Below are 18,639 nucleotides of genomic sequence, written 5' to 3' on the forward strand. Positions count from 1 at the left end.
GCTCCGGTCGCAGAAAAGCCCGGTATGCCTTCCGCATACCGGGCTTTTTCGCGACCGGAGCGTTTTTGTGAGGGACACAGCGCGTCGACCACGACCTAGAATCGTCCGCATGGCCATTCAGCGCAGAGTGAAATCCGTCGAACAGTCGATGGCCGAAACGCACGACGAGAAACGCTCCCTGCGGCGCTCGCTCGGCGTCTGGGACCTCGCGGTCATGGGTGTCGCGGTGGCCGTCGGCGCCGGTATCTTCTCGGTCGGGGCCGAGGCATCCGCCCGCCACGCCGGGCCCGCCGTCATCATCTCGTTCATCATCGCCGCGGCCGTCTGCGGCCTGGCAATCCTCTGCTACGCCGAGTTCGCCTCGTCGATCCCCGTCGCAGGCTCTGCCTACACGTTCACGTACTCGACTCTCGGCGAGTTCCTCGCCTGGATCATCGGCTGGGACCTCATCCTCGAGATGCTCATGGCCTCGGCCGTGATCGCCAAGTACTGGGGCGTCTACCTCGGTGACACGGTGTCGCTGTTCAACCTCGACATCCCCATGTCGATCCAACTCGGCTCGGTCTCATTCGACTGGGGTCCCGTCGTGATCGTCGCGATCTTCACCCTGCTGCTCGCACTGGGCACCCAACTGTCGAGCCGCGTGAACAGCGTGTTCACGATCATCAAGGTCGCGATCGTGCTGTTCGTGATCGTCGTCGGACTGTTCTTCATCAACGGCGCCAACTACTCGCCGTTCGTGCCGCCCGCCGGAGCCGGAGCCGCCTCGGAGAGCGTCTGGACGCAGTCGCTCTTCTCGTTCATGACCGGCTCCGACCCGACGGTCTACGGCGTCTTCGGCATCCTCAGCGGAGCGGCGCTCGTGTTCTTCGCGTTCATCGGCTTCGACGTCGTCGCCACCAGCGCCGAAGAGACCAAGGACCCGAAGCGCACCGTGCCGCGCGGCATCATCCTGGGCCTCATCATCGTCACCGTGCTCTACGTGCTCGTGGCCATCGTCATCACCGGCATGGTCTCGTACACCGAGCTCGCGAAGCTCGATGAGCCGTCTCTGGCCAGCGCCTTCGAACTCGTCGGCGCGACGTGGGCGGCTCAGGTGATCGCGATCGGCAGCCTCGTCGGCCTCACCACCGTAGTGATGGTGCTGCTCATGGGTCTCGCGCGCGTGATGTTCGCGATGAGCCGCGACGGCCTGCTGCCCCGCGCGCTCAGCGTGACCGACAAGAAGCGCGGCACCCCGATCCGCATCCAGCTGATCGTCGGCGTCATCATCGCGATCATCGCGGGATTCTTCGACGTGCAGGTGCTGGGCGACATGATCAACATCGGCACCCTGTCGGCGTTCGTGCTCGTGAGCATCGGCGTGCCGATCCTACGCAAGAGCCGCCCCGACCTGGAGCGTCCGTTCATGGTGCCGCTGTCGCCGTGGCTGCCGTGGATCTCGGCGATCGCCTGCTTCTGGCTCATGCTCAACCTCAGCACCGAGACCTGGGTGCGCTTCGCGATCTGGCTGGCGATCGGCATGGTCATCTACTTCGCGTATTCGCGGCGCCACTCGATCATCGGGCAGGGCCTCGAAGCCGACGCGATCAGCGGGATCCGCAGCGAACGACTGAAGTAGGGCGGCCCTTCGACAGGCTCAGGTCCCGGTTACTGGGTCGCCGAGCCTGTCGAAGCGTCGGGCCGCAACGATCAGTCGTCGAGCAGTTGGGCTTCGATCACATCGTCGTCATCCGGCTCAACGGCCGGAGCGGTCGAGGTGAGCACGAGTCCCGTGCCATCGGCGGCCACATCGACCCGCACCGTGTCGCCGTCGCGCACGCCGCCCGAGAGCAGCGCCGTCGCCAGCTTGTTCTGCACCTCGCTCTGGATGAGGCGGCGCAGCGGCCGGGCTCCGAACATCGGATCGTAGCCGCGCTCGGCGAGCCACGACCGGGCATCCGGGGTGACCGCGAGTGTGAGGCGACGGTCGCGCAGCCGCGCGTGCAGCTGATCGACCGACAGCTCGACGATCTGTGCGAGATCGTCTTCGCTGAGCGCCTGGAACATCACGATGTCGTCGAGCCGGTTGAGGAACTCGGGACGGAAAGCCTGGTGCACGAGCGCCATGACCTGTTCGCGCTTCTGGTCGGGTGCGATCATCGGGTCGATGAGGATCGGGGATCCGAGGTTCGACGTGAGGATCAGGATCACGTTCGTGAAGTCGACCGTGCGCCCCTGCCCGTCGGTCAGGCGACCGTCGTCGAGCACCTGCAGCAGCACGTCGAACACCTCGGGGTGCGCCTTCTCGACCTCGTCGAGCAGGATCACACTGTAGGGACGACGCCGCACCGCCTCGGTCAACTGGCCGCCCTGCTCGTAGCCGATGTATCCCGGAGGGGCGCCGACGAGCCGCGACACGGAGTGCTTCTCGCCGTACTCCGACATGTCGATGCGCACCATGGCGTGCTCGTCGTCGAAGAGGAACTGGGCGAGCGCCTTGGCGAGTTCGGTCTTTCCGACACCGGTGGGTCCGAGGAACAGGAACGAACCGGTCGGGCGACCGGGATCGCTGATGCCCGCTCGCGAACGGCGCACGGCATCCGACACGGCCTTGACCGCGTCCTTCTGCCCGATGAGTCGCTTGCCGAGCTCGGATTCGAGGTGCAGCAGCTTCTCGGTCTCACCCTGCAGCAGACGCCCGACGGGAATGCCCGTCCACGCGGCGATGACGCCGGCGATGTCTTCGTCGGTGACCTGGTCGTTGACCATGCGGCGCTCATCGGATGCTTCGCTCGACTCGGCCTCCATCACCTCGCGCTCCAGCGCGGGGATCTCGGCGTAGAGCAGTCGCGAGGCGCGTTCGAGGTTGCCCTCGCGTTGCGCCCGTTCGGCGTCGCTGCGGGCGGCGTCGAGACGCGTCTTCAGGTCGCCGACGCGGTTGAGCGACGCACGCTCCCGCTCCCATCGGGCCTGCAGCTCGCCGAGCTTGGCCTGTTCGGTGGCGAGGTCGGCGCGCAGCGTCGCGAGACGCTCCTTCGACGCGGCGTCCTTCTCCTTCTTGAGAGCGAGTTCTTCGAGCTTCAGACGGTCGACGTGCCGGCGCAGTTCGTCGATCTCGACCGGCGCCGAGTCGATCTCCATGCGCAGGCGCGAGGCGGCCTCGTCGATCAGGTCGATGGCCTTGTCGGGCAGTTGGCGGGCCGGCAGATACCGGTTCGACAGGGATGCCGCGGCCACGAGCGCACCGTCGGAGATGGCGACCTTGTGGTGCGCCTCGTAGCGCTCCTTGAGCCCGCGGAGGATGGCGATCGTGTCTTCGACCGTCGGCTCGCCCACGTAGACCTGCTGGAAGCGGCGTTCGAGCGCCGCATCCTTCTCGATGAACTCGCGGTATTCGTTGAGCGTGGTCGCGCCGATGAGGCGCAACTCTCCCCGCGCGAGCATGGGCTTGAGCATGTTGGATGCCGCGACCGACCCTTCGCCACCACCCGCGCCCATGAGTACGTGCAGCTCGTCGATGAAGGTGATGACCTGCCCGTCGGACTCGGTGATCTCTTTGAGCACCTTCTTCAGTCGCTCTTCGAACTGCCCCCGGTACATGGCACCGGCCACGAGAGCCGAGATGTCGAGGGTGATCAGCTCTTTGTCCTTGAGCGACTCGGCCACGTCGCCGGCGACGATGCGCTGGGCGAGGCCTTCGACGACGGCGGTCTTGCCGACGCCGGGCTCGCCGATGAGCACCGGGTTGTTCTTGGTGCGGCGGGTGAGCACCTGGCTGACGCGGCGGATCTCGCTGTCACGTCCGATCACGGGGTCGAGCTTGCCCTGGCGTGCACGGTCGGTGAGGTTGATCCCGAACTGCTCGAGGGCGGACTGCTGGTCGTCGTTCTGCGGGGTGGTCATCTGTCCCTCCTGGGAGACTCCTTCTGGTCAGTATCACTCAAAGTTGAGTGACGTTGACTCAAGTTTAACAGGGTGCGGCATTTTCGACAATGTCCAGGTCAGCGCACCATCTGCACCGCATCCCAGATCGCGGTCGCGACCTCTCGTTTGCTTCCGGATGCCTCGCCCACCACCGCGCCATCGGCCCCGATGATCTCGATCGCGTTGTCGGCGCGCTCGAAGCCGTGCTCCGCATCGGCGAGGTTCACCGCCAGCAGGTCGACGCCCTTGCGCTCGCGTTTGCGGCGAGCGCGCTCACGCCGCTCGTCGGCATCCGTGAGGGTCTCGGCGGCGAAGGCGACGATCGTCTGCCCGTCGGGCGCACCACCCGCGGATCGCGCAGCCGCGAGCCCCGCGACCACGTCTTCGTTCTCGACCAGGTCGATGCGGTCGAGCACACCCTGCTCCTTCGTGAGCTTGTGCTCCGCGACCCGCGCCGGCCGGTAGTCGGCGACCGCGGCCGCCATGATGATGACGTCGGCGTCGGCCGCGGCATCCGCCATCGCGACCGACAGTTCGGCCGCCGTACCGACGTTCTCGATGCGGACCGACGGATGCTTCGCCATCGCGCGCACGTCGGACTCGACGTGCGCGGCCACGAGCACCACGTCGGCGCCGCGCGCAGCCGCCTCGGCGGCGAGAGCGACACCCTGCCGACCGCTCGATCGATTGCCGAGGAAGCGCACGGGGTCGATCGGCTCACGCGTGCCGCCGGCCGACACGACCACGCGCAGACCGGCGAGATCGCGCGGGGTGAGCAGCGCCTCGGCGGCGGCGAAGATCTCCTCGGGCTCCGACATGCGCCCGGGGCCCGTGTCGCCGCCCGCGAGCTCGCCCTCGGCCGGTCCCACCAGGTGCACCCCGCGACTTCGCAGGGTCGCGATGTTCGCCTGCGTCGCCGGATGCCGCCACATTTCGGCGTGCATGGCGGGGGCGATCACCACCGGGGCGACCGTGGCGAGCAGCGTCGTGCCGAGCAGGTCGCTCGCGAGGCCCGCCGTCATCGACGCGATCGTGTTCGCGGTGGCCGGGGCGACGATCACCAGGTCGGCCGCCTGGCCCAGGGCGACGTGGCGCACCTTCGCGACGTCGTCGTGCACGCTCGTCGTGACCGGGTGCCGGCTGATCGCCTCCCAGGTGGGCGTGCCCACGAACCGCAGCGCGTCTTCGGTCGGCACCACCGTCACGTCATGACCGGCCTTCGTGAGCAGGCGCACGAGGTGCACGGTCTTGTAGGCGGCGATCCCGCCCGTCACTCCGACGACGATGTTCACCCTTCTGATTCTGCCGCAGCATCCGGCGGCGCGGGCGGTCACCTCTCGGGGTGGCTCTGCCCTCGCCCCTTCCCCGCGAGGGGTCAAGACACGCCGCACGCACCCTCGTTCACGCGGCGTGTTGTGGCCCCTCACGATCCGTCAGCCCTCGCCCTTCCCCGCGAGGGGTCAAGACACGCCGCACGCACCCTCGTTCACGCGGCGTGTTGTGACCCCTCACGCGGATCGGTCTCCTTGCTCGGGGGCCGATCTAGACTCGAAGACGTGTGCACGGTCGTGATCGATGTCGAAGATGCTGGATCCGCGCGACTGCTCGCGGTGCGCGATGAAGACCCCCTCCGCGAGTGGGACGGGCTTGGCCCCTGGTGGCCCGAGCAGTACCCGGGAGTGATCGGCATCCGCGACCGGCGCGCGGGCGGCGCCTGGCTGGCCGTCAACCCGGCCGAGCGGCGTCTCGCCGTGCTGCTCAACCGCGCCGACGTGCGCGACCTGGCCGACGACCGAGCGGTGTCACGCGGCTCGCTCGCCCTCGAATCGGTCAGCGGACGTTCCCCCGACGGTCCCCTGCCGATGCACGGGTTCAACCTGCTCGAGGTCGGGCCCGACGGCGCTCGCGTGATCTCGTGGGACGGCGTGACCCTGCGCGTGACGCCGGTCACACCGGGCACGCACATGATCGCGCACGATGATCTCGATGATGCCGTGACCCCGCGCATCCTCACCTGGTTGCCGCGCTTCCGCGCTCTCGAACCCGCGTCGGCGCGCGACGACTGGGCCGCGGACTGGATCGCCCTGCTCGCCGAGAGCGCCGGACTCGCGCCCGAAGACGATCGCGCGATCATTCGCGACAACCGTCCCCACGGCTACCCCACGCAGTCGCTGCTGTACGCCACGGCATCCGTCACTACCGCGGGCGTCGACGTGCACGACCACGCCCTCCCCTCGCCCGCGCACTGGGAGTGAGGCCGGGCTCTGCGCGGGGCCCTCGTGACGACGGTGAACCCTTCGTCTCGTCGCTGCGCTCCCCGCTCGGTTCCTGAGCGAGCGCAGCGAGACGAAGGATGCCGGATGCTCAGGCGGCGGGCGCCTCCGACGTCGCGCACGAGAACCGGGCGCGATAGGCCGTCGGAGTGGTGCCGATCACGCGCGCGAAGTTCTGGCGCAGCACGGCCGCCGATCCGAAGCCGCACTCGTCGGCGATGCGCTCGAGCGAGAAGTCGGTGCGTTCGAGCATCCGCTGGGCATGGATGATCCGCTGTCGGGCGAGCCAGGCCGCCGGCGTCGCGCCGTACTCGGCCTTGAACCGGCGGGCGAAGGTGCGCGGCGACATGAGAGCGCGCGCCGCCAACTGATCGACGCCGAGGTCGTCACGCAGATGCTCGACGGCCCAGTCGGCCACCGCGGCGAGCGAATCGCTCGGCACGACCGGGATGGGGCGGTCGATGAACTGCGCCTGGCCACCGTCGCGCTGGGGCGGCACGACCATGCGGCGGGCGATGCGGTTGGTGAGCTCGGCGCCGATCTCCTGACGCAGCAGGTGCAGGCAGGCGTCGATGCCGGCGGCGGTGCCGGCGCTGGTGATGATGCGCCCGTCCTGCACGAACAGCACGTCGGGGTCGACGTCGACCTCGGGGTACATCGACGCCATGATGTCGGAGTACATCCAGTGCGTGGTCGCGCGGCGGCCGTCGAGCACTCCGGCAGCGCCGAGGATGAACGAGCCGCTGCAGACGCTCAGCACCCAGGCTTCGCGATCGACCGCATCGCGTGCCACCTCGAGCAGGAGCGGGTCGATCTGGGGCCAGTACGACCGCGGCACCGGGCAGAAGACGACGAGGTCGGCCTCGTAGGCGAACGAGAGGTCGTGCTCGACGTTGATCGAGAAGCCGAGCTTCGACTGCACGACGCCGGGGTGCGGAGCGACGACCCGGAAATCGAAGTTGGGCACGCCGTCGTCGGCCCGGTCGAGACCGAAGGCCTCGCACGCCAGGCCGAACTCGAACGGCGCGAAGCCGTCTTGCACGATGCAGGCGACCGTCTTCATGCACACACTCCCCGGTTGGCAGATTTCCTACGATATACGTCTAATCTGCCACTCGTGGCAGATTCCCGACAACCGTAGCATTTCTGCCATGGTACTCCTCATCGCTCTCGCCGCACTCCTCATCTGGGCGGTCGTCGCCACGGTCATCGAGCTCCGCCGTGACGGCTACCGCGCCACCCCCACCGACTGGACCCGCGTGACGAACGGCGACCCGGTGCACCGCGCCGAGTCGGGTCACGTGTATCGCTGATCGACGGGCCTCTCCCGCACCGGAGCGCACCCGGCTACGCTCGGGGACATGAGCGAGCCGCAGCAGCCCCCTGTTCCCCCGACAGACCCGAACGCGCCGTCGGCGCCGTCGTTCCCCGCCGAGTCGTATCCGCCGGCTCCGCCCGCCGCGGCTCCGCTCCCTGCCGAGCCCCAGTACCCGTCGGGCGGGCAGCCGCCCACCGCCCCGCCGCACCCCTCGGCACCGCAGTACGCGCCTCAGCAGGCGGCACCTCAGCAGGCGGCACCGCAGCCGCCGTCGGCACCCGCGCATGCGCCGAGCACCCCGGAACAGTCCGCTCCGCAGCCGCCGTTCGGACAGTCCGCTCCGCAGCCGCCGTACGGACAGCCGACCTACGGACAGCCGACACCGCAGCACAGCGCCCCGCAGTACGGTGCCCCGCAGTACGGTGCCCCGCAGCAGCAGAATGCCCCGCATCCCGGCGCCGCGCCCTACGCGGCCACGCAGCCGAACTATGCCAGCGCCCCCTCCGCGCCCGCTCGCCCGAAAGAGGCGGGCGACCCGCTCGGGCGCACGGCCTTCATCATCGCGCTGGCCGCACTGGGAGTCGCGCTGATCACCACCCTGAGCGGCCCGTTCCTCTGGCTCTCGTCTGTGAACACCTATTCCACGTATGGCGTGGTCGGCGGGTTCGTCAACCTCCTCGTGCTGGCAGGGGCCGCCACGGCCCTGGTCCTCGGCCTGCTCGCCGCGCGCCGGCCCGGTTCGAAGCTGCTCCCCGGCATCGCGATCGGCATCGGTGGAGCGCAGGTCGCCAGCATCATCGTCAGCTGGATCTCGACGCTCTTCTACTCGTTCTTCTGAGCGCGACGATCTGCACTCGGTGCGACGCTCGGCATCCGCCGGCCGGCCATTCCGGGTGCAGATCGTCCGCGTGGATGCGGATCGTCACGGCTGAACCATCCGGGGGCTCAGCGCCCCGCGAGCACCCGCTCGTAGACCTCGATCATGGCCGCGGTGCGCGATGACTGACGGAACGCCTCGGCGACTTCGGGCAGCGGGGTCGGTGCACCTCCGACGGTGATGTCGGATGCTGCGCCCCGCAGCGTCTCGGCCAGCGCGGCGACGCGTCGCGGCTCGGGCGCATCGGCATCCGGAACCGTCCAGAATCCGCCGCCGAGCTCGTCGGCGATATCGGGGTCGCAGATGATCGACGGGGTTCCGAGGGTCGCCGCCTCGAACGGGGTCATGCCCTGCGTCTCGAAGCCGATCGACGTCTGCACGAGCGCGTCGGCGGCGGCGATGCGGGCGAGCGTCTGCGGGTACGTGAGGCGTCCGGCGAACCGCACGCCCTCGCGTCCGGCGACGATCTTCTCGGCCGCCGCGCGCTGCCCTCCGCCGCCGATGATCTCCAGGTCGGCGTCGATGTCGGCCGCGACCCATGCCTCGAGAAAAGGCAGCAGCCGCTTCTCGGGGCTCATGCGCCCGAGCCACACGAACCGCGGTCGACCCGCCGGGCGTGACGCCGGCGCGGCGGCGAGCGTCGCCTCGCGCACGTCGTCGTCGATGCCGTTCCAGATCACGTCGACCGAGTCGAAGACGCCGTGCTGTTCGAGCCGACGGGCGAAGTGCGTCGAGGGAGCGGTGACGGCGGATGCTCCGGCCGCGAGACCCCGCAGGAACGCCCATCCGTCACTCCCGGCGACGCGGGCGCCGATCGAGCGCATCGCCGTGCGGCGCCATACGTTGAGCGCCCCGAGCACGGGACGGTGCAGCGGAGTGACCGCGGCGATGCCGACGTCGACGCGGTTGTGCATGGTGTGCACCACGGGGATGCCGTGGCGCTGCGCGAACCGGTGACCGATGAACGCCCCCCAGAAGTCGGCCTGCACGTGCACGAGGTCGACGGGCGCACGCGTGGTCATCGCCCGATCGAGCACGCGGTCGGTGCCGCGCCCCGGCCAGCTCATCGAGTACTCGCGGTCGAGGGTGATGGGCATCGAGGGCAGGTCGAGGTACGCGGCATCCGCCTGTCCGCCCGCCGCCGCGCGCGCGCCGTGCATCCGGGGCGCGACCACCGTCACCGTGTGCCCGGCGCGTTCGAGGAACTCCCGCTGCAACCGCATCGACACCTGCGCCCCGCCGAGCGAGTCGAGGTGCTGGTCCCCGAAGAACACGACGTGCATGGGTGTCACTCGGGCAGCGGTGCGTCGCGGTACAGCGCCTCGAAGGTGTCGAGGGTGCGGTTGATGTCGTGGATCAGCACGCCGTCGAGCGATGCCTGCTGCATGCGCTCGTACTCGGCGGGCTCCGCGGTGAGCACGTCGGTGAGGCGGGCGGCGAGCTCGTCGACGTTGCCCGGCTCGAACAGGTAGCCGTTCTCGCCGTCGTGCACGAGGTGCGGCAGGGCCACGGCATCCGCTGCGACGATCGGCAGCGCCGACGCCATCGCCTCCATCGTCGCGATCGACTGCAGTTCAGCGATCGACGCGATCACGAACAGGCTCGCCCGCGACAGCACGGCCCGCAGTTCTTCGTCGGAGGTGCGCCCGTGGAAGGTGACCCGATCGGCGAGGCCCAGCTGGGCCGTGAGGCTCTCGAGCTGCTTGCGCTGGTCGCCACCGCCGACGATGTCGAACGTGGTCTCGAGCGCAGGGTCGAGCTTCGTCATCGCCTGGAGGATGACCTCGACCTGCTTCTCGGCGGTGAGGCGACCGACGAACACGATGCGGTTCTTGTCGCGCGGGCCGATGACCGGCGTGTACTGGGTGCGGTCGATGCCGCAGCTGACCGGGATGACGCCCGTGATGTCGACCGTCTTCTCGAGGAAGTCGGCCGCACGACGGGTGGGCGTCGTGATCGAGCGCGTGAGGCCGAAGGTGCGCTTCGCGTCGGCCCAGGCGAACTTCAGCACCAGGTTGTCGATGAAGTCGGGGAAGACCGAGTGGTCGAGGATGTTCTCGGCCATGACGTGGTTGGTGGCGATCACCGGAATGCCGCGCTCGTGGGCGATGTGGGCGAGACCGCGGCCGATCACGATGTGCGACTGGATGTGCACGACGTCGGGGTTGACCCGATCGAGCACGGTGCGCGCGTAGTGCTTCGAGCGCCACGGCCACACGAAGCGCAGCCAGTCGTGCGGTGCCCAGCGCACCGACGGCAGCCGGTGCAGCGTCATGCGCTCGCCCTCGATGATCTCGGTGTGCGCCTTCGCCCGGCGGTAGGCCTGGTTCGGAGCCGAGACGTGCACCTCGTGCCCGCGCTGCACGAGGCCGGCGGCGAGGCGCTCCGCGAAACGAGCGGCGCCGTTGATGTCGGGGGCGAACGTGTCGGCGCCGATCAGGATGCGCAGCGGTCGCTCCCCGGTGTCGGGTGCGCTCGTCGGGTCGGAGGGAGAAACAGACATGCTGCCTTACGGTTCGCGGCCAGGAGTGCCCCTGCGGGCGCTGGCAACTCTACCCGAGGGGCATGAGCGGGCGGCCCAGGCCCACCGGCATCCTCCCGGCAACACCGTCTACCGTGGAAGCATGCGACTGACTGCCGATGCCGACCCCGCGCTCTGGATCCCTGTGACGGACTCCCTGGGCTGGAAGGGCCGTCGCCACCGCAAGGCGGCGATTCGGATGCTCCTGGGCCAGGCGAACACGGCCCTCGGCGCGACCGAGCGCCCGGGCTCCCGGTTCGGCGCCTGGGTGATGAGCCAGGCGGCCCCCGCACTGATGAAGCGCGCCGACGGCCGCGTGCTCGTGTGGACGTGGAAGGCCGACCCCGAACTCGTCGTCGCGATGGCGACCGCACAGGAGCTCACCCCCGAAATCCGCATCGCCCGCGCCTCGATGCCGATGGACTACGACGACACACAGTCGTTCCCCACCCGGCTCGGCGCCGGCGAGAAGCTGGTCGTCGCGATGCCCGAATCGCCGACCGCTCCCCCGTTCACCACCTACACGTGGGACACCGGCACGCATCTCATCACCCTCACCGCGATCGGCAACGAGCGCGAGCGGTTCGGCACGCTGTCGGGCGCCCTCGACGACCTGGCGCGCAGCATCCGCATCTCCGACGACCTCACCGGCGGCGAGACGCCGGGCGTGCTGCGGCTGCCGCCCGCCTGAGCGCCCGTCGGGGGCGGACGATCTGCATCCCGTCCAGGGTCACTCGAGTCCGTGGGCGTCCAGCCACTCGCGCACGACGCGCGCCGGCGCCCGCGTCAGCCAGGCATCCGCGATGATCTCGCCCAGCCGCTCACGGTCGATGTTGTCGAGGCGGGCGAGCACCGCCGGGTAGCCGTCGAAATGCGGGATGGTGAAGAGCGCGTCGGGCTCCGCGGCGAGGAGCGCCTCCTTCTCCTCCAGACTCCCCACACGGATTCCGAGCACCGGGCCGTCCGGCCACTGCCGACCGAGCTCGGCGAGCTGCCGCAGGTCGGTGCCCCGCGGCCGCGGCCCGCGCATCCAGGCGAACTGACCGCTCTTCAGTCGCCAGGCCGGCTCGCCGGTGTGCCCGCCCACCTTCTCCTCTGCGCCGGGCAGGGCGAGAGCGATCGCGCGCACGTCATCGAGGGTCGCCATCGCGTCATCGTCTCACCTCGGGCGCCGCCGTGGAACCCGCTGCGAGCGGCGCTCGTAGACGCGGGAGGCTCAGCCGCGCTGCATGCAGACGAGCCGCTCGCGCGATTCCCACGACGGCATGCGCACGAAACCCCGCGACTCGTACAGGCGGATGACGTCGGTGCGCCAGTCCCAGACCGACAGCCGCGCAGCCCCACCGCCCGCCGCGATCGCCGCGTCGAGCAACCCCGACCCCACGCCGCGGCCGCGCGCCCGCGGCAGAGCCCAGAGCCGCTTGATCTCGGCGACCCCCGGCTCGGCACCTGAGGTTCCGGGGCGCAGCACGACCACGCCGGATGCCTCGCCGTCGACCTCGGCGACGAACACCCGGTATCCGGCGTAAGCACTCGCCGGGGCATCGACCTCACGCCGATGAGCATCGTCGAGCACGTCGGCGGCACGCGGCGGGATCACGCCGTGCTCGGCCTTCTCCCGCTCGGTCTGCAGCAGATACTCCGCCACGAGTCGCCCCACGGCGACGGCATCCGTCCCACTCAGATCTGCCTCACGAATCACCCCTCAAATCTCTCACGCCGCCGGCCCCGCTCCGCACCCGGGAGGAGATCGGCGTTCGGGAGGGTGCTTTCGCGAAATCCGCCCTCCCGAACGCCGATCTCCTCCCGAATGACAGCGAGAACGCGGCCCGGCAAGGCGGATGCCCCTGACTAGGCTGGCCCGATGGACACCGTCGCCCTCACCCCCGCCGACCCCCTGCGCTTCGGCGCGAACTACACGCCGCGATCGCAGTGGATGCACGCGTGGATGTCGCTCGATCTCGACGAGGTGCGCCGCGACTTCTCGGCCCTCGCCGATCTCGGCCTCGACCACCTGCGCATCTTCCCGCTGTGGACCGTGCTGCAGCCCAACCGCACCCTCATCCGCCAAGAGGCCATCGACGACGTGCGCGCGGTGATCGACGTCGCCGCCGAGTTCGGACTCGACGCGAGCGTCGATGTGATCCAGGGACACCTGTCGAGCTTCGACTTCATCCCCTCGTGGCTGTTCACCTGGCACGACAAGAACATGTTCACGCACCCCGAGGCTCTGAGCGGGCAGGCCGAGTTGGTCACGCGCCTGGGCGAACGGCTGACGGATGCTCGCAACTTCCTCGGCTTCACCCTCGGCAACGAGACGAACCAGTTCTCGGCGCAGACGCATCCGTCACCCTGGCCGGTCACCGAGGCCGAGGCGGCGAACTGGATCACGACGCTGCTCGATGCGGCCGAAGCATCCGCCCCCGCGCAGCAGCACGTGCACAGCGAATACGACGCCGCCTGGTACATGGATGGCCACGGCTTCACCCCCGCGCTCGCCACTCGGCTCGGCGCCCTGACGACCGTGCACTCGTGGATCTTCAACGGCACCGCGCAGAGGTACGGCGGGCGCTCGGGCGCCTCCGACCGCCATGCCGAGTACATGATCGAGCTCGCGCGCGGCTTCGCCACCGATCCCACCCGCCCCATCTGGCTGCAGGAGGTCGGCGCCCCGTCGAACTGCCTCACGCCCGAGCAGACGCCCGACTTCCTCGAGGCGACGCTGCGCTCGGTCGTGCGCAGCGACAACCTGTGGGGCGTCACCTGGTGGTGCTCGCACGACGTGAGCCGCGATCTCGCCGACTTCCCCGAGCTGGAGTACACCCTCGGCCTCGTCGACCAGACCGGCACGGCCAAACCGATCGGCCGCCGGTTCGCCGAACTCATCCCCGAGCTGCGCGAGCGTCAGCCGGTGCCGGCCCGCCCGCTCGGCATCGTGGTCGAGGTCGACGAGAACGAGACGCCGATCAGCCGCGGTGCGATGAGCCCCGGCGGCACGATCTTCCAGGCGTGGGTCGACGCGTGCGAGGCCGGGGCCGACCCGACGTTCGTCACCTCGAAGGATGCCGCCTCCCCCGCCGCGCTCGCGGCCCGCGGCATCTCCGAGCTGGTGCGACCCGTCGTCGAACGCACCGAGTACGCCTCGCAGAACACCGTCGTCTGAAGCTTGCGGGCCCCTTCCGATTCGGTGAGAGGTCAAGACACGCCGCGCCTCGCACGTTGCGAACGGCGTGTCTTGACCCCTCACCGTGGGCCGGGACGCAGACAGAGAGGGGCGGATGCCGAAGCATCCGCCCCTCCTCCCCCTCCGGGGGCTCAGACCGCGACGTCTCCGACGAGGTTGACCTTGATGCCCATGCCGGCGAACATGGCGGCCTTCGCCACGAGCGCCTTGTCGGCGGTCTCGGCGTCGGGCGTGTAGACGAGCTGGGCGTGGTTGGCCTTGTGACGGGCCATGAACTGGTCGCGCGAGATGCCGTGCAGCACGACGTGCGCGATCGGCCACTCCGGGTTGGTGGCGTCCTTGCGGCGCTGGGTCTCTTCGGCGGGCAGCTCGACGACCGACGCACGGAAGATGTCGGCCTGCAGGATGCCGTCGGCGATGAACACGCGCGAGAGCACGATCTCACCCGGCTTCGAGACGCCGTTGATCGTGGCGCCGCCCGCGGGGAAGAACACATGGCCCTGACGCCAGCCCTCGGCGTTCTGCCATCCGCCGAGGTGTGAGGCGGGGACCGATCCCGAGATCTCGTAGACCCACACGAACTGGCCGTCGTAGTCCTCGCCCCAGCGCACGTCGTGCAGGGTGTTGTCGGGCACGAGGCCCATCGCACGCCACACGCGATCGGTGACGAGCGCGTCGACCGCGACGCCCTCGTCGGCCTCGTTGAAGTGCGGGAAGGCACGCCCCTCGTGTAGCACGCGCGAACCGTCGCGCGAGGTGACCGGCGGGCGCTCGGTGGAGTTCAGGATGCCTTCGGCGAGGTCGGATGCCGGCACCAGGTCCTTCAGACCCTGCTGGTACTGGATGCCGACCGCGTCGAGACCGAAGTCATCGGCGATGCGGAGCGCGGCGATGTACATCTTCAGCTGCCACTGCACCTGCTCGCGGGTGAGCTCGGTGGCGGCATCCTCGCCGTACTGGAACGTCATCCCCGCGTCGATCAGCCAGTCGTAGGCGGCGTTCGCCTCGTCTTCGGAGACCTCGAGCATCTCGGCGTAGAGCGCCGACTGCGACAGGCGCTCCTTGTAGATGCCGGTCTGGTTGAGCAGCTCGTCGTCGAAGATGGCGTTGTACATGCCCATGCAGCCCTCGTCGAAAACGCCGATGATGGCCTTCTCCGCGAGCAGCTCGGCGGCGAGCGCCTCACCCAGCTGCTTCTCGGGGCTCTCGGGCAGCTCGGGCAGGGGGCGCACGTGCGAGGCGTCGTGGGTGATGGCGCCGGTCTCGGTCCACTCCTTGATGCCGTTCTTGAACCACTCGTCGCTGAAGTCGACCGACCAGATCGATGCGTAGGGCTTGTCCATCTTGGTGAGACCGGCGTTCAGGCCGAGCAGACCGACGAGTCCGGGCCAGTCGCCCGCGAAGTTCGCGACCGTGAGGATCGGCCCCTGGTGCGTGCGCAGGCCGGCGAGCACGTGGTGCGAGTACTGCCAGACGGCCTCGGCGACGATGAGCGGAGCATCCGTCGGGATGTTCTTGAAGACCTCGAGGCCCATGCGCTGGCTCGAGATGAAGCCGTGGCCGGTGGCGGGGTCGACGCCGTTGGCGCGGATGACGGTCCAGCCGAGGTCGTTGAAGACGCCGGTGACGCCGGCTTCGAGTTCGACCTGCACGGGCCAGCCGCCGGTGTTGGCGGCCTCGCGCAGGTCGCCCGAGGCGATCAGGTAGGCCGTCTTCGGCGCGGATGTCGGGCGGGATGCCGTGGTCGGGAGTGCGTAGGTCATGATTCCTCCGTTGCGGGGGTGGATGCGGTGGTCGATGAGGTCGTGGGGCGGGTGGTGCCGCGCTGCTCGGCGGCGAGTTCGTGCACGATGTCTTTCGTTCCGGCGTACAGGCGCACGTACCGGTCGAAGAGGGTGTCGTACTGGGCGCGCAGCGCCGGGTTCGGGGTGATGGTCTGGGCGACCGGGTTCCAGTCGGTGATGAGCGGGGTCGGTCCGTCGGTCGCGACGGCGGTCGCGGCGAGGAAGGCGGCGCCGTAGCTCGCGCCGATCGTCGTCGCCGGAACCTCCTGCACGAGGCCTGTCACATCGGAGACGACCTGCAGCCAGAGCTGCCCCTGCGTGCCGCCGCCGACGGCGACGATCCGGCGGATGTCGGCACCCGCCGACCGCATGGTCTCGACGTTGTGTCGCACGCCGAGGGCCGTCGCTTCGAGCGCCGCACGGTACAGGTCACCGCGGGTGTGCTCGAGGGTGAGGCCGGCGATCACGCCGCGGGCATCGGGATCCTGGATGGGGGTGCGCTCCCCCGCGAAGTACGGCAGCACCAGCAGGCCGCGGGCGCCGGGCCCGGATGCTTCGGCCTCGGCGAGCAGCTGCGGGTAATCGGCATCCGTCAGGTCTTTGAGCCACGCGGTGAGCGCACCCGAGGTCGAGAGGCCGCCGGCGAGGTTGCGGGTGCCGGGGAAGGCACCGGCCGTGGTCCACATCGACGGGGTGCGGAGGGTCTCGTCGCCGGTCGCGACGAGGAACATCGTCGTGCCGTACATGAGCATGAGATCGCCGACCTCGTGCGCGCCGACGCTGACCGCCTCGGTCCACGCGTCGATCGTGCCGGTGATGACGGGCGTGCCGACCGGGATGCCGGTGAGCTCGGCGGCCTCGGCGGTGACGGAGCCCGCGATGTCGCCCGCCCAGGCGAGGGTCGGCTGCTCGATCGTCGCGGCGTACCGCTCCCAGAACGGCGCGTGCCAGCGCTCGTTCTCGATGTCGTAGAGGGGCGAGACCTGGCTGGCCGACTGGTGGTCGAGCACGTACGCGCCCGTCAGCTTGCGGGCGAGCCACGACGCCGGCATGAAGAGACGGCGGGCGCGCGCCCAGGCATCCGCTTCTTCGTCGGCGACCCAGGCGATCTTCGGACCGCCGGCCTGCGAGGTGAGCACCGATCCGCCGACGCGGGTGATCTCGTCGGTGCCGAGCTCGGCGGTCATGCGCTCGATCTGCGCGGTCGCGCGCGTGTCGACGCCGTAGAGGATCGCGGGGCGCACCGGCTCGTCGCGCTCGTCGGCGAGCAGCACGCACGGGCCCATGCCGCTCACGCCGACGGCGGAGATCTCGGCATCCGGGTGGGCGGCGATCAGATCACGCGCGATCGAGACGAACTCGTCCCACCAGATCGCTGCATCCATCTCGACCCAGCCCGTGTGCGGGCGCGAGACGTCGTGCGCGCGGGTCGCCGCGGCGACGATCGTGCCGTCGCCGGTCACGAGCACGCCCTTGGTGCTCGATGTGCCGACGTCGACCCCGAGGGTGTGCCGCATGGTGTCCTCCTTGATCACGCTGCTCTCCGGAAAGAATATCTGAAATCGATTTCATGGCGCAAGCGCGAGTGCGGTCTCGGCTCGGGGCTGTCCCTAACTCAGGAAAAAGCACCGATTCGAGGTGGCCCACGCCCCCTCAGCCGGGTTTGTGCCCGACCTGTCCTGAGTTAGGGACGGAGATCCGTCGGCAGGGCACCCTTCGACGGGCTAGACGCGCACGGCGCTCGCGTGCTGCACGTCGCCCCGCAGCACCACGGTGCGGGCGGGCTGCGCATCGCCCGCGATGCGCTCGATCAGCATGCGCGCGGCCGTCACGCCCATGTGCCGGGCGGGCAGTCGCACCATCGTCACCGCGGTCGGCGAAAGCGTCGTGAACGGCAGCGAACCCACCACGGCCACCCCCACCTGCGGCGGGGTGAGCTCCCGTTCGGTGAGCACCTGGATCGCGCCGACACCGATGAGATTGTTGCCGGCGACGACGGCATCCGGCGGTTCGGGCAGGTCGAGCAGCTCTTCCATGGCGGCGCGCGCCCCGTCGACGCGGAACGTCGCGAACCGCTGCAGCGCGTCGATGTCGGACGAGCGTCCTGATGCGGCGAGCGCGGCCCGCCACCCGGCCGCACGGTCGGCGGCGGTGTCGATGTCTTCCGGCCCGCCGATGTAGGCGATGCGCCGGTATCCGGCTTCGATCAGCGATTCGGTGGCCGCGATGCCGGCGGCCCGGTTCGCGATCACGACGCCGTCGACGTCGTAGCGGGTGGCGCGGTCGACGGCCACGACCGGTCGCCGGGTGGCGAGGATGCTGTCGAGACTCGATGATTCGGATGCCGTGGCGATGATGACCCCCGACATGTTCTCGGCGATCGCGATCTGCAGGTACGTCGCCTCTTTCTCGGTCTGCGAGTCGGAGTTGCAGAGCACGACCGAGTACCCGGCCTCACTGGCGACGTCTTCGACCCCGCGCGCCATCTCGGTGAAATACGGGTTCTCAATGTCGGGGATGACGAGTGCGATGACCTCGGAGCTCTGCGTGCGCAGCGTGCGGGCGGCACGGTTCGGCGTGAAGTTCAGGTCGGCCGCGGCCTTGCGCACCGCGGCGACCTTCTCGGGCGAGACGTTGGTGCCGTTGAACACCCGCGAGACGGTCGCGGGCGAGACGCCGGCGCGCTCCGCCACATCGTAGATCGTGGTCATGGGCACTCACTGTAACCGATTTCATCCCTCTCGACGGAGGGGCGGCGCACCACAACGGCGCACCA

Annotated in this window: 16 protein-coding genes; 6 read left to right on the forward strand and 10 right to left on the reverse strand. The window is 69.6% G+C overall.

Annotated features, from left to right (window positions below):
- Nucleotides 1-109: 109 nt before the first annotated feature.
- Nucleotides 110-1,621 carry an APC family permease gene (locus ACIOSY_RS00080; RefSeq protein WP_400847078.1) on the forward strand — a complete coding sequence of 504 codons (1,512 nt, stop codon included), beginning with the start codon at nt 110-112 and terminating at the stop codon, nt 1,619-1,621.
- A gap of 71 nt (nt 1,622-1,692) precedes the next feature.
- On the opposite strand, the gene ACIOSY_RS00085 is transcribed toward ACIOSY_RS00080, so the two are convergent.
- Both ACIOSY_RS00085 and coaBC read right to left on the reverse strand, forming a co-directional pair.
- A complete protein-coding gene (locus tag ACIOSY_RS00085) occupies nt 1,693-3,885 on the reverse strand; it encodes an ATP-dependent Clp protease ATP-binding subunit (RefSeq protein ID WP_400847081.1) in 2,193 nt (730 codons plus the stop codon).
- A gap of 98 nt (nt 3,886-3,983) precedes the next feature.
- Nucleotides 3,984-5,198: a bifunctional phosphopantothenoylcysteine decarboxylase/phosphopantothenate--cysteine ligase CoaBC gene (coaBC, locus tag ACIOSY_RS00090; RefSeq protein ID WP_400847084.1), complete on the reverse strand. Its 1,215-nt coding sequence runs from the start codon at nt 5,196-5,198 to the stop codon at nt 3,984-3,986.
- A gap of 264 nt (nt 5,199-5,462) precedes the next feature.
- Here coaBC and ACIOSY_RS00095 point away from each other — a divergent pair, with 264 nt between their 5' ends.
- Complete coding sequence (locus tag ACIOSY_RS00095) at nt 5,463-6,161, forward strand: NRDE family protein (protein ID WP_400847088.1); 699 nt, start codon at nt 5,463-5,465, stop codon at nt 6,159-6,161.
- Nucleotides 6,162-6,270: 109 nt separating this feature from the next.
- Here the strand turns inward: ACIOSY_RS00095 and ACIOSY_RS00100 are convergent, their stop codons facing one another.
- Entirely contained in the window at nt 6,271-7,242 is a 972-nt protein-coding gene (locus tag ACIOSY_RS00100; protein ID WP_400847092.1) for a GlxA family transcriptional regulator, read from the reverse strand.
- Between the two features lie 88 nt (nt 7,243-7,330).
- On the opposite strand from ACIOSY_RS00100, the gene ACIOSY_RS00105 reads away from it, so the two are divergent.
- A complete protein-coding gene (locus tag ACIOSY_RS00105) occupies nt 7,331-7,492 on the forward strand; it encodes a hypothetical protein (protein WP_400847095.1) in 162 nt (53 codons plus the stop codon).
- Between the two features lie 48 nt (nt 7,493-7,540).
- Nucleotides 7,541-8,335 carry a hypothetical protein gene (locus ACIOSY_RS00110; protein ID WP_400847098.1) on the forward strand — a complete coding sequence of 265 codons (795 nt, stop codon included), beginning with the start codon at nt 7,541-7,543 and terminating at the stop codon, nt 8,333-8,335.
- A 107-nt stretch (nt 8,336-8,442) separates the two neighbouring features.
- Here the strand turns inward: ACIOSY_RS00110 and ACIOSY_RS00115 are convergent, their stop codons facing one another.
- Complete coding sequence (locus tag ACIOSY_RS00115; RefSeq protein ID WP_400849050.1) at nt 8,443-9,657, reverse strand: glycosyltransferase; 1,215 nt, start codon at nt 9,655-9,657, stop codon at nt 8,443-8,445.
- Nucleotides 9,658-9,662: 5 nt separating this feature from the next.
- The gene (locus tag ACIOSY_RS00120; RefSeq protein WP_400847101.1) at nt 9,663-10,877 is read right to left on the reverse strand and encodes a glycosyltransferase; all 1,215 of its coding nucleotides are present in this window, start codon (nt 10,875-10,877) and stop codon (nt 9,663-9,665) included.
- A gap of 121 nt (nt 10,878-10,998) precedes the next feature.
- Here ACIOSY_RS00120 and ACIOSY_RS00125 point away from each other — a divergent pair, with 121 nt between their 5' ends.
- Nucleotides 10,999-11,586, forward strand: a complete 588-nt coding sequence (locus tag ACIOSY_RS00125; protein ID WP_400847104.1) for a hypothetical protein — start codon at nt 10,999-11,001, stop codon at nt 11,584-11,586.
- 39 nt (nt 11,587-11,625) lie between these two features.
- Here ACIOSY_RS00125 and ACIOSY_RS00130 read toward each other — a convergent pair whose 3' ends face one another.
- Together ACIOSY_RS00130 and ACIOSY_RS00135 are read right to left on the reverse strand one after the other, a co-directional pair.
- Nucleotides 11,626-12,042: an MmcQ/YjbR family DNA-binding protein gene (locus ACIOSY_RS00130; protein WP_400847107.1), complete on the reverse strand. Its 417-nt coding sequence runs from the start codon at nt 12,040-12,042 to the stop codon at nt 11,626-11,628.
- A gap of 69 nt (nt 12,043-12,111) precedes the next feature.
- Complete coding sequence (locus tag ACIOSY_RS00135) at nt 12,112-12,597, reverse strand: GNAT family N-acetyltransferase (protein WP_400847110.1); 486 nt, start codon at nt 12,595-12,597, stop codon at nt 12,112-12,114.
- A 162-nt stretch (nt 12,598-12,759) separates the two neighbouring features.
- Between ACIOSY_RS00135 and ACIOSY_RS00140 the strand changes: the two genes are divergently transcribed.
- The gene (locus tag ACIOSY_RS00140) at nt 12,760-14,058 is read left to right on the forward strand and encodes a glycosyl hydrolase (RefSeq protein ID WP_400847113.1); all 1,299 of its coding nucleotides are present in this window, start codon (nt 12,760-12,762) and stop codon (nt 14,056-14,058) included.
- A 152-nt stretch (nt 14,059-14,210) separates the two neighbouring features.
- On the opposite strand, the gene ACIOSY_RS00145 is transcribed toward ACIOSY_RS00140, so the two are convergent.
- The 3 genes from ACIOSY_RS00145 to ACIOSY_RS00155 form a co-directional block, all read right to left on the reverse strand.
- The gene (locus tag ACIOSY_RS00145; protein WP_400847116.1) at nt 14,211-15,842 is read right to left on the reverse strand and encodes a fucose isomerase; all 1,632 of its coding nucleotides are present in this window, start codon (nt 15,840-15,842) and stop codon (nt 14,211-14,213) included.
- Entirely contained in the window at nt 15,839-17,380 is a 1,542-nt protein-coding gene (locus ACIOSY_RS00150; RefSeq protein ID WP_400847119.1) for an FGGY-family carbohydrate kinase, read from the reverse strand. Before ACIOSY_RS00150 ends, ACIOSY_RS00145 begins: the two co-directional genes overlap by 4 nt.
- Nucleotides 17,381-17,587: 207 nt before the next feature.
- The gene (locus tag ACIOSY_RS00155; RefSeq protein ID WP_400847122.1) at nt 17,588-18,574 is read right to left on the reverse strand and encodes a LacI family DNA-binding transcriptional regulator; all 987 of its coding nucleotides are present in this window, start codon (nt 18,572-18,574) and stop codon (nt 17,588-17,590) included.
- Nucleotides 18,575-18,639 lie beyond the last annotated feature (65 nt).

Source organism: Microbacterium sp. NPDC087665 (assembly GCF_044743285.1).
Lineage (GTDB): Bacteria > Actinomycetota > Actinomycetes > Actinomycetales > Microbacteriaceae > Microbacterium.